Annotated in this window: 10 protein-coding genes and 1 other annotated feature; of the genes, 6 read left to right on the forward strand and 4 right to left on the reverse strand. The window is 50.5% G+C overall.

The window, feature by feature from the left end; all coding sequences use genetic code 11:
* The first annotated feature begins 193 nt into the window (after positions 1 to 193).
* From J1785_RS08510 to tyrA, 3 genes are all read left to right on the forward strand, one after another.
* Complete coding sequence (locus J1785_RS08510; RefSeq protein WP_129954615.1) at positions 194 to 784, forward strand: helix-turn-helix domain-containing protein; 591 nt, start codon at positions 194 to 196, stop codon at positions 782 to 784.
* A gap of 290 nt (positions 785 to 1,074) precedes the next feature.
* Positions 1,075 to 2,151 (forward strand): 3-deoxy-7-phosphoheptulonate synthase, encoded by a 1,077-nt coding sequence (locus tag J1785_RS08515; protein WP_129954616.1) that lies wholly within the window; start codon positions 1,075 to 1,077, stop codon positions 2,149 to 2,151.
* Positions 2,152 to 2,157: 6 nt separating this feature from the next.
* Positions 2,158 to 3,279 (forward strand): bifunctional chorismate mutase/prephenate dehydrogenase, encoded by a 1,122-nt coding sequence (tyrA, locus tag J1785_RS08520; RefSeq protein WP_129954617.1) that lies wholly within the window; start codon positions 2,158 to 2,160, stop codon positions 3,277 to 3,279.
* Between the two features lie 60 nt (positions 3,280 to 3,339).
* Here tyrA and pheA read toward each other — a convergent pair whose 3' ends face one another.
* From pheA to bamD, 4 genes are all read right to left on the reverse strand, one after another.
* Positions 3,340 to 4,494: a bifunctional chorismate mutase/prephenate dehydratase gene (pheA, locus tag J1785_RS08525; protein WP_217219217.1), complete on the reverse strand. Its 1,155-nt coding sequence runs from the start codon at positions 4,492 to 4,494 to the stop codon at positions 3,340 to 3,342.
* Positions 4,495 to 4,547: 53 nt separating this feature from the next.
* Positions 4,548 to 4,672: a sequence feature (Phe leader region), on the reverse strand.
* Complete coding sequence (locus tag J1785_RS27035; RefSeq protein WP_369794779.1) at positions 4,624 to 4,671, reverse strand: hypothetical protein; 48 nt, start codon at positions 4,669 to 4,671, stop codon at positions 4,624 to 4,626. Its footprint overlaps the feature before it by 48 nt.
* A 134-nt stretch (positions 4,673 to 4,806) precedes the next feature.
* Positions 4,807 to 5,151 (reverse strand): ribosome-associated translation inhibitor RaiA, encoded by a 345-nt coding sequence (gene raiA / locus J1785_RS08530; RefSeq protein ID WP_217219218.1) that lies wholly within the window; start codon positions 5,149 to 5,151, stop codon positions 4,807 to 4,809.
* 281 nt (positions 5,152 to 5,432) lie between these two features.
* Positions 5,433 to 6,167, reverse strand: coding sequence for an outer membrane protein assembly factor BamD (gene bamD, locus J1785_RS08535; RefSeq protein ID WP_217219219.1), 735 nt, complete (start codon positions 6,165 to 6,167; stop codon positions 5,433 to 5,435).
* Positions 6,168 to 6,297: 130 nt separating this feature from the next.
* On the opposite strand from bamD, the gene rluD reads away from it, so the two are divergent.
* The 3 genes from rluD (at position 6,298) to clpB (ending at position 10,716) form a co-directional block, all read left to right on the forward strand.
* Complete coding sequence (rluD, locus tag J1785_RS08540) at positions 6,298 to 7,275, forward strand: 23S rRNA pseudouridine(1911/1915/1917) synthase RluD (RefSeq protein WP_129954620.1); 978 nt, start codon at positions 6,298 to 6,300, stop codon at positions 7,273 to 7,275.
* Positions 7,275 to 8,012 (forward strand): purine nucleoside phosphorylase YfiH, encoded by a 738-nt coding sequence (gene yfiH / locus J1785_RS08545; RefSeq protein WP_129954621.1) that lies wholly within the window; start codon positions 7,275 to 7,277, stop codon positions 8,010 to 8,012. The genes rluD and yfiH overlap by 1 nt, the downstream gene beginning before the upstream one ends.
* A 130-nt stretch (positions 8,013 to 8,142) precedes the next feature.
* Positions 8,143 to 10,716, forward strand: a complete 2,574-nt coding sequence (clpB, locus tag J1785_RS08550) for an ATP-dependent chaperone ClpB (RefSeq protein ID WP_129954622.1) — start codon at positions 8,143 to 8,145, stop codon at positions 10,714 to 10,716.
* The last annotated feature ends 58 nt before the right edge of the window (positions 10,717 to 10,774 follow it).

Genomic DNA, 10,774 nt, shown 5'->3' on the forward strand with positions numbered 1-10,774 from the left:
CTTTCAGATGAGCGAGATGGTGCAGGCCGGCCTGGCGCTGCTGCTCCGTTCCTAAAAACATCGCATCTCCTTATTTCTCCACGACGCCGTAAATTTGGTATCATGGTCGTCTGTCGGTACATTACATAATCAATCTAAGCTTGCATTTGCGAGTTGTCAAGATGATATTTACAGATTCAGGAGTTTTCGCCAGATGCAATTAGATGAACTTGAAGGTGGAAAAGCTGTTCTGACGCGTATGCTTCAGGCTTACGGCTTTAGCATGCAGAAGGAACTGGGGGATCTGTATGGATTGTCATCTGGCACGATAAGTACTTGGGTAAGAAGGGATTATTTCCCCGGTGATGTTGTCGTCGCCTGTGCGCTGGATACCGGTGTCTCGTTGCGCTGGCTGGCAACGGGCAAAGGTACGATGCAAGATGCCAATGCTTCAGCTGCCGGGGTATCAGGTGAAATCCACCAGCTTAAAAAATTAAGATTGCGTGGCGGCACGCTTGAGGAAGAAGGCCTCTGGGCTGTTGACCCGTCACTGCTGGACGATTCGCTGGCACAGCCTGCGTATATAGTGAAGGGCAACCATTCGTGGATTATCGATCTGGGCAGTACGCATCCCGGCAATGGCCGCTGGCTGCTGGATATCGATGGTGACCTGGATGTTTACGATGTGGCCCGCATTCCAGGTAACCGCCTGAAGGTGAGCCGTCAGGAAAGTCATTTCGAATGCGGTGTTGATGAAGTGACTGCTTTAGGGCAGGTGTTTATTACTCTGGATCGTAACCTGTAGATTTCTCTTCCTCAGCAACATCTGCGTTGCTGAGGCTATTCCCAATCTCGTCCTCACTCCTCCTCTCTTAATGATTACGGCCTCTGCGGATAAATCGTATGTAATAATTACGGTACAGTCATTTCGATCCTGACGCCCTTTATGTAAATAAAACTTTCCATAAAATGTCTTATTGCCGTCAATTGGTAATTTTATGTTTACAAGTAAGGCTTGCTAAGTTTACGCGCTGTGTTAATGTTGTCCGCAGATGCCGTCGTGGCAACCCCTTTTCCTTATAACGGAACACGATCATGCAAAAAGATGCCCTGAATAATGTTCACATCACTGCTGAACAAATCCTTATCACTCCTGAAGAGCTGAAAAACCGTTTTCCTTTGAGTGTCAGTGATGAAAACAGTATTTCCGAAGCTCGTAAAACCATCGCGGATATCGTCCATGGTCGTGATCCTCGTCTTCTGGTGGTATGTGGCCCGTGTTCGATTCATGATGTTGATGCAGCGCTGGATTACGCACGTCACCTGAAAACCCTGGCGGCGGAACTGAGTGATCGTTTGTACATCGTCATGCGCGTGTACTTTGAAAAACCGCGCACGACTGTTGGCTGGAAAGGGTTGATTAACGATCCGCACATGGATGGGACGTTTGATGTGGAAGCGGGTCTGCACATTGCCCGTGATTTACTGCTGCAACTGGTCGGCATGGGGTTGCCGCTGGCGACAGAAGCGCTGGATCCCAACAGCCCGCAATACTTAGGCGATCTGTTCAGCTGGTCAGCGATCGGTGCGCGTACCACAGAATCGCAAACACACCGGGAAATGGCGTCTGGTTTGTCAATGCCGGTGGGCTTCAAGAATGGGACTGACGGCAGCCTGGGCACAGCGATCAATGCGATGCGTGCGGCAGAAATGGCGCACCGCTTTGTGGGGATCAATCAGGCTGGTCAGGTTTGTTTGCTGCAGACTCAGGGCAACCCGGACGGACATGTTATTTTACGCGGCGGCAAAACGCCAAACTACAGCGAACTTGATGTGCAGGCTTGTGAAAAACAGATGGCCGATGCGGGACTCCGTCCTTCCTTGATGATAGATTGCAGTCACGGTAACTCAAACAAAGACTATCGTCGCCAGCCTGTTGTGGCTCAGTCCGTCATCGACCAGATTAAAGCCGGCAACCGTTCTATCACGGGGCTGATGCTGGAAAGTCATCTGAATGAAGGCAGCCAGTCTTCTGAACAACCGCGTTCAGAAATGAAATACGGTGTGTCTGTCACGGATGCCTGCATTAACTGGGAAACGACGGAAAGCCTGCTGCGCAGGATGCATCAGGAACTGGGCGACGCGCTGGCGACACGAATCGCAGGAGAGTAAGTTTTTATGGTGGCAGAACTTAACGCGTTGCGCGATCAGATCGATGACGTAGATAAAGCGTTGTTAGATCTCTTATCACGGCGTCTGGCGCTGGTGGCAGAAGTCGGGGAAGTCAAAAGCCGTTATGGTTTGCCGATTTATGTGCCTGAACGGGAAGCGGCAATGCTGGCTTCACGCCGTCAGGAAGCGCAGAACCTCGGTGTTCCGCCCGATCTGATTGAAGATGTATTGCGCCGCGTGATGCGTGAGTCCTACTCAAGCGAAAACGACAAAGGCTTCAAAACGCTGCATCCGGCACTGCGCCCGGTGGTGATTATCGGCGGAAACGGGCAGATGGGGCGTTTATTCACCCGTCTTCTGGAGCTTTCCGGCTATCAGGTAAAGGTGCTGGAACAGGAAGACTGGCCGCAGGCAGAGACGCTGCTGGCTGATGCCGGTATGGTGATTGTCAGTGTACCCATCCACCTGACCGAAGAGGTCATTGCCCGACTGCCTAAACTACCTGAAGATTGCATTTTGGTGGATCTGGCGTCGGTGAAAAACCGTCCGTTGCAGGCGATGCTGGCGGTGCATGAAGGGCCGGTTCTTGGTTTGCATCCGATGTTTGGTCCGGACGTCAGCAGCCTGGCAAAACAGGTGGTGGTGTACTGTGATGGCCGCGAACCTCAGGCCTATCAGTGGTTGCTGGAGCAGTTGCAGGTCTGGGGCGCGCGGTTGCATAAAATCAGCGCCGTCGAACATGACCAGAACATGGCCTTTATTCAGGCATTGCGCCATTTCGCGACCTTTGCGTACGGCATGCATTTATCAGAAGAGAATGTGCAAATCGAACAGTTACTGGCATTGTCTTCACCGATTTATCGTCTCGAACTGGCGATGGTCGGACGGCTATTTGCGCAGGATCCTCAGCTTTACGCTGACATCATTATGTCGTCAGAAAGCAATCTGGCGCTGATCAAACGTTACTATCAGCGTTTTGGTGATGCCCTTGCTCTGCTGGAAAGCGGCGATAAACAAGCATTTATCGATAAATTCAGACAGGTTGAGCACTGGTTTGGCGATTATGCGCCGCGTTTCCTGAAAGAAAGTGGTGCGTTACTGCGCCAGGCAAACGACAATCGCAAGTAATTTCATAAGCAGGTGAACAAAAGGGCGTTGCTTGGTGCAGCGCCCTTTTTGTTTGCGCCATTACAGATCGACGGAGACGACGTTTTCGCTTGGATAACAGCCGAGAACTTTCAGCGAGCGGGTGATAGGTGCCAGATCTTTCAGCGCCTTTTTCATCTCTTCTGAACGCAGGTTCGCCTGCACATCGATATAAAACATCTCTTCCCACGGATTGCCGTTAATCGGGCGTGATTCCAGTTTGGTCATGATAATGCCCTGGTCGCGCAACACCAGAAGTGCGTTCACCAGCGCCCCAGCTTGCTGGCCGGTTGCCATAATCAATGTGGTTTTAGCCGGAACCTGATCCGTCACTTCAATGGCTTTGCGCGCCAGGATAATGAAGCGGGTGATATTTTCCTGCTGATTCGCCAGATTATGTTCCAGTACCTGCAACTTATACAACGCACCACCGGCTTCGCTGCCCAGTGCGGCCACGTGGGGAGAACTGGCTGCCGCCACTTTTTCCATCGCTGCTGCAGTACTTTCACAGTATTCAATTTTCCAGTGAGGGAAGCGGTTAATGAACTGGCTGCATTGCTGGAAGGGTTGCGGATGGCTATAGACCGTCTGAATCTGCGACAAATCAGTGTCAGTCGCGACCAGTACACAGTGGTTAATAGGATTAGTCAGTTCACCTACAATTGACAGGCTGGTGTGTTGCAGCAGATCGTAAACGTCATTGATTGAGCCTGAACTGGTATTTTCAATCGGTAATACTGCGTAATCGGCCTGACCGGTTTCTACCTGAGAGAAGATGTCCTGAAATTTCTGGCAACCACATTCGATGAACTGGTCGAAATGACGGGCGGCAAACTGACGCGCGGCAAGATGAGAATATGAACCTTTCGGACCGAGGAAAGCGATGCGTGCTGAGTCAGAAGGGGTTTTGTTCAAATGTTGCTGCAGGAGAGCCTGCTGCGTGAGAACGGAATCTTCAATGATCAACTGATAAACACGGGTGATGTAATGCCCGTCAAGTCCCTGCTTTTTTCCTTCGTGAATCAGTGTGTTAATCAGGTCTGCTTCACGTTCTTTATCGCGGATAGGGCGGTGAGAGTGCATTTTGGATTGCGCGACTTCAATTGCCATCGTACGTCGTTCCGCCAGCAGAGCCAGCAGTTTCAGGTCTAATGCGCTGATACGTTCACGCAGTGCCAGTAATGAGTTCTCGGTCATGTTGTTACCCTTTTAAATGTTCTTTCTTTCAGCAAAATGTGTAAAACGCAGGCATAAAAAAAGCCCCCTTTTCAGGAGGCTTTATTGTTCGTCTTCGCATTCATTCTTTCGCGACGAAACGCCTCCCAATCAGGGGAAGGTAAAAAAGAATGCGAAGAAAAACAGACGGGTATTCATGTATGCCTTGTTTCCATGAGTTTGAGCAGAGTCTTAAAGTAACCGCAGGCTTTTCCTTGTGTCAATAACATTTCCTTCAGACACAAAAAACGCGCTCCTCGGAGCGCGTTGTTACTGACATGTCGGATAACCCGGTTATTCCTCTTCTTCCTGCACCGGTTCCAGATTGAGTTCTTTGACGCCGGATTCTGCACGGCGAGCCTCACCCTTATGCTGCGCTTTGTTGAGTTGTCGCTCAAGTTTGGTCGTCATTTCGTTAATCGCAGCGTACATATCATCGTGCGTGGCGCTGGCAACCAGTTTCCCGTTTGGGGTACTGATGGTCGCATCGGCGACAAATCCCTGAGGTTCTTTAGACAGGATTATGTGCGGGTTAATGAGCTGAGTTTGCCATTTATCCAGTTTTTTCAGACGGCTTTCGATGTGTTCACGAATCGCGGTGGTGATGTCCATTTGTTTACTGGTAATGTTGACTGTCATATAACTTACCTCTCTTCTTTCCGTCTCCGATGAATCCAACATACCAGCCTTTTTTACGAAATGCGTCCCCAAACTCACGGTTTTTTGTCACTTTTTGTCAACTTTGGCGTTTATGTGATACAGGGTAATTAATGGCCGGAAAGACCTTGAGACTTCATTCAGGAGCAGGCATGATTGATAGGATCAGTGCGTTATTCTTTCCTGTTTTTCTGTGTTTCCCCCTAGAAAAAAGCCAAAAAAAACGGCAGCCTCAGCTACCGTTTGTCTACGGACATGTAAAATTACACTGCACTGTTAGCCGCAATAATTTTCGCGACTTTATCAGCCTGAGTGTTCAGCTGCAGTTCGCGGTAGGCGTTTTCCATCAACGGCAGCGCATCATGCGTTGCTTTAGTATCCGGATAATCTTTCAGCATTTGCTCTACACGGTTAACGACAGCGACGTAAGCACCGCGTTTAGTGTAGTATTGCACCACTGACAGCTCGTACTTCGCCAAACGATCTTTCAGGAATACCAAACGTTTAGTCGCGTCAGTGGCGTACTGGCTGTTTGGATACGTGTGGATCAGCTGGCTGAAATCACGGAATGCTGCACGTGCATGCTGTGGATCACGGTCTGAACGATCAACACCGAAAAATCCTTGCAGTGCACTGTCATCCAACGCCATATCCGTTAAACCACGCATATACATGACGTAGTCAATATTCGGATGTGTTGGGTTCAGACGCATAAAGCGATCAATAGAAGCCTGAGCCATAGGCAAGTCAGCAGACTTGTAATAGGCATAAATCAGATCTAACTGAACTTGCTGCGAGTAAGGCCCAAACGGATAGCGGTTATCGAGCGCTTCTAATTGCGCAATAGCGCCTTTAAAGTTACCGTCCTGCAGCTTTTGCTGGGCAGTAGCATAAAGGACGTTAGGCGGGTTATCGGGAACCGTTTCTTTGGAACTGGAGCAACCGACCAGCGCCAGGCTCAACGTGGCTGCTGCCACCAGATATTTCACACGCGTCATGACGTTTTGATTATCCTCAGGTGTTATTCTGGGAGACTGTCCGTTAAGCTCCCGACAAAGACCAGCTACAATAGCACATTATTTTAAACGGCATCGCCGTGAAAACCCAACGTTAACCAAGAAGCTGCATATGGCACAACAAGTACAACTCACCGCAACGGTGGCCGAATCTCAACTCGGTCAACGGTTAGATCAGGCTTTGGCCGAATTGTTCCCTGATTATTCAAGATCTCGTATAAAAGATTGGATCCTTGAAGACAGGGTCACGGTCAATGGCAAAAAAGTGACCAAACCAAAAGAAAAAGTGTTGGGTGGCGAGGCTATCGCAATCGATGCGCAAATTGAAGAAGAAGCGCGTTGGCTGCCACAAGATATCGCTTTAGATATCGTGTATGAAGATACTGATATTTTAGTCATCAATAAACCTCGCGATCTGGTTGTTCATCCGGGCGCAGGAAATCCTGATGGCACAGTACTGAATGCGTTGCTGCATTATTACCCGGCAATTATTGATGTGCCGCGCTGCGGCATTGTGCACCGCCTGGATAAAGATACTACCGGCCTGATGGTGGTCGCGAAGTCTGTGCCCGCACAAACGCATCTGGTGACTGCACTTCAGGCTCGCGAAATTACCCGCGAATATGAAGCCGTGGCGATTGGTACAATGACGGCAGGCGGCACAGTGAATGAGCCGATTGCGCGCCATTCCACCAAACGTACACATATGGCGGTCCATCCGACAGGTAAACCGGCGACGACGCACTATCGCATTATGGAGCATTTCCGTGCTCATACGCGTCTGCGCTTGCGTCTGGAGTCCGGACGTACCCACCAGATCCGTGTGCATATGGCGCACATTAACCATCCTCTGTTAGGCGATCAGCTTTATGGCGGCCGCCCGAGACTGCCTAAAGGTGCCTCGGAATCGTTTATTAATATGTTGCGCGGATTCGATCGTCAGGCTCTTCACGCTACCATGCTGCGCCTTTATCATCCGGTCACCGGTATTCAGATGGAATGGCATGCGCCACTTCCCCAGGATATGGTTGACCTGATCAGTGCGCTTAAAGCAGATACCGAAGAGTTCAAGGATCAGATGAACTGGTAATGTGCGCACTTATCAAGCCTCAGTGGCCGCAACCGGCAACGGTGCGGTCATGTGCGACGACCCGGGAGGGTGGTGTCAGTTTGCCTCCTTACGGGGCGCTTAATCTTGGCGATCATGTCGGAGACTGCCCTGAACATGTCGCTTTGAACCGTCAGCGTATAGTCGAACTCGGCGGGCTGCCAGCTTCACCACATTGGCTGGAGCAGGTTCATGGTACCGACGTTGTTCGTTTAACGGCGCATATTCCCCGCAGTCCTTCTTTAATTGCTGATGCGGCTTATACCCGCGAACCAGGTGTTGTTTGCGCAGCAATGACAGCTGACTGCTTGCCGGTGCTGTTCTGCAGCATGAACGGTGATGAAGTGGCAGCAGCCCATGCCGGTTGGCGTGGTTTGTGTGCGGGGATATTAGAAAATACGGTAGCCTGTTTTGACGCCGCTTCCAAAGACATCATGGCATGGATGGGACCGGCAATCGGCCCTTCGCATTTTGAGGTCGGTGGAGAAGTACGCGAAGCCTTTATGGCTGTGAACGGTGCGACATCTGCGGCTTTTAGACCCGTTGGCGCGAAATTTATGGCTGACATTTACCTGCTTGCACGGCTGCGCTTACAGTCGGCTGGCATCACAGCTATCTACGGCGGTGAACATTGCACAGTCACTGACAGCCGCAAATTTTACTCTTACCGGCGCGACGGCGTAACCGGACGGCTGGCAAGTTTAATTTGGCTGATATAACCTATCGAATCAAGACGATCCATCGCGCATAACAGCAGTCCTCTGAATATACTGCCAAGATAACCTTGAAAACGTGAGGGTTGACCTCATTTAATCTCCAGTAGCAATTTTGTTCAGTATTGGAGGTGTTATGCGTCTGGATCGTCTTACCAGCAAATTCCAGCTTGCCCTCGCGGATGCCCAGTCACTCGCGCTCGGGCGCGACAATCAATTTATCGAACCTGTTCACCTGATGAGCGCATTACTCACTCAGGAGGGCGGAACCGTGCGTCCTTTATTAACGGCGGCCGGGGTAGATACCCAGAAACTGCGCACGGACGTTGATCAGGCTTTGGGGCGTTTGCCGCAAGTTGAAGGTACCGGCGGCGATGTTCAACCATCCCATGAGCTGGTACGTGTTTTAAATCTTTGTGACAAATTGGCACAACAACGTGCCGATACCTTTATCTCTTCAGAACTGTTTGTTCTGGCCGTGATGAAAGACCGTGGCTCTTTAACGGATATGTTAAAAGCCTGCGGTGCAACGGCCGATAAAATGACAGCTGCCATCGATCAAATGCGTGGGGGTGAGAAAGTGGATGATCAGAATGCCGAAGATCAACGTCAGGCATTGAAAAAATTCACTATCGATCTGACCGAACGTGCCGAGCAGGGCAAACTGGATCCGGTCATTGGTCGTGATGAAGAAATTCGCCGGACCATTCAGGTTCTGCAACGTCGTACCAAAAATAACCCGGTACTGATTGGTGAGCCTGGTGTCGGTAAAACCGCGATTGCAGAAGGGCTGGCACAACGCATCATTAATGGTGAAGTGCCGGAAGGTCTGAAAAATAAACGTGTGCTTTCATTAGATATGGGCGCGCTGGTGGCCGGTGCTAAATATCGCGGGGAATTTGAAGAACGACTGAAAGGTGTTCTGAGCGATCTCGCTAAACAGGAAGGTAATGTCATTCTGTTTATCGATGAGTTACACACCATGGTTGGTGCCGGTAAAGCCGATGGCGCAATGGATGCCGGGAATATGCTTAAACCAGCGTTGGCGCGGGGTGAACTTCACTGTGTGGGCGCGACGACATTAAATGAGTATCGTCAGTTTATCGAAAAAGATGCGGCGTTAGAGCGTCGGTTCCAGAAAGTGTTTGTTGCTGAGCCTTCTGTCGAAGATACCATTGCTATTTTGCGTGGTCTGAAAGAACGCTATGAGCTGCACCACCATGTGCAGATTACTGACCCGGCCATCGTTGCGGCGGCGACATTGTCGCACCGTTACATTTCCGACCGTCAGTTACCGGATAAAGCGATTGACCTTATAGATGAAGCGGCATCCAGCATTCGTATGCAAATGGATTCCAAACCTGAATCTCTGGACCGTCTGGATCGCCGTATTATCCAGCTCAAACTGGAACAGCAGGCGCTGAAAAAAGAGTCTGATGATGCCAGTGTGAAACGTCTGGAAATGCTGGAAGCCGAACTGAGCCAGAAAGAGCGTGAATATTCTGAGCTGGAAGAAGAGTGGAAAGCTGAGAAAGCGTCACTGACCGGCACCCAGAATATTAAAGCCGAGCTGGAGCAGGCGAAGATTACGCTTGAGCAGGCCCGGCGTGTTGGCGACCTGGGACGTATGTCAGAATTGCAGTACGGGAAAATTCCTGAGCTTGAAAAACAACTGGCTGCAGCGACCCAGGCGGAAGGTAAGACCATGAAACTGCTGCGCAACCGCGTGACAGATGTGGAAATTGCCGATGTGCTGGCGCGCTGGACCGGCATTCCGGTGGCGCGGATGCTTGAAAGTGAACGTGAAAAACTGTTGCGTATGGAAGAAGAGCTGCATAACCGCGTGATTGGCCAGAATGAAGCGGTGGAAGCGGTATCAAATGCGATTCGTCGTAGTCGCGCAGGGCTGTCAGATCCAAACCGCCCGATCGGGTCATTCTTGTTCCTGGGGCCGACGGGTGTAGGTAAAACCGAGCTGTGTAAGGCGCTGGCAACATTCCTGTTTAACAGTGATGACGCGATGGTTCGCATCGATATGTCGGAGTTTATGGAGAAACACTCAGTTTCACGTCTGGTCGGTGCGCCTCCGGGTTATGTCGGTTATGAGGAAGGTGGCTATCTGACAGAAGCGGTTCGTCGCCGTCCTTACTCTGTCATTTTATTAGATGAAGTAGAGAAGGCGCACCCGGATGTGTTCAACATCTTATTACAGGTGTTAGATGACGGTCGCTTAACGGACGGGCAGGGCAGAACGGTCGATTTCCGTAATACGGTGGTCATTATGACTTCTAACCTGGGCTCTGACATTATTCAGCAGCACTTTGGCGAGGCGAGCTATGCGCAGATGAAAGAATCAGTCATGGAAGTGGTTACACACAGCTTCCGTCCGGAATTCATCAACCGTATAGATGAAGTCGTTGTGTTCCATCCGCTGGGCCATGCGCATATTAAAAATATCGCGAAGATTCAGTTGGAGCGTTTGTATAAACGTCTGGAAGAACATGGCTACTCGGCAACGCTGACCGATGCGGCGCTTGAATTGCTGGGTAATACCGGATTTGACCCGGTTTATGGTGCGCGTCCATTGAAGCGTGCTATCCAGCAAGAGATTGAGAACCCGCTGGCTCAGCAAATCTTGTCCGGCAAGCTGATCCCAGGTAAGCCAATTACTGTCGATGTGGAAAATGATCACATCATCGCAAGACAGTAAATAGATAAGTCGCGGTCTTAAACGGGCTCCGGAGCAATCCGGGGCCCCTTTTTTATAC

Origin of the sequence: Rahnella perminowiae (assembly GCF_019049755.1) — a bacterium.
Lineage (GTDB): Bacteria > Pseudomonadota > Gammaproteobacteria > Enterobacterales > Enterobacteriaceae > Rahnella > Rahnella perminowiae.

Excerpts from the sequence above, each read along its gene's own strand:
- J1785_RS08510 (WP_129954615.1), top strand. The coding sequence starts at position 194 with ATGCAATTAGATGAACTTGAAGGTGGAAAAGCTGTTCTGACGCGTATG.
- J1785_RS08515 (WP_129954616.1), top strand. The coding sequence starts at position 1,075 with ATGCAAAAAGATGCCCTGAATAATGTTCACATCACTGCTGAACAAATC.
- tyrA (WP_129954617.1), top strand. The coding sequence starts at position 2,158 with ATGGTGGCAGAACTTAACGCGTTGCGCGATCAGATCGATGACGTAGAT.
- pheA (WP_217219217.1), bottom strand. The coding sequence starts at position 4,494 with ATGACCGAGAACTCATTACTGGCACTGCGTGAACGTATCAGCGCATTA.
- raiA (WP_217219218.1), bottom strand. The coding sequence starts at position 5,151 with ATGACAGTCAACATTACCAGTAAACAAATGGACATCACCACCGCGATT.
- bamD (WP_217219219.1), bottom strand. The coding sequence starts at position 6,167 with ATGACGCGTGTGAAATATCTGGTGGCAGCAGCCACGTTGAGCCTGGCG.
- rluD (WP_129954620.1), top strand. The coding sequence starts at position 6,298 with ATGGCACAACAAGTACAACTCACCGCAACGGTGGCCGAATCTCAACTC.
- yfiH (WP_129954621.1), top strand. The coding sequence starts at position 7,275 with ATGTGCGCACTTATCAAGCCTCAGTGGCCGCAACCGGCAACGGTGCGG.
- clpB (WP_129954622.1), top strand. The coding sequence starts at position 8,143 with ATGCGTCTGGATCGTCTTACCAGCAAATTCCAGCTTGCCCTCGCGGAT.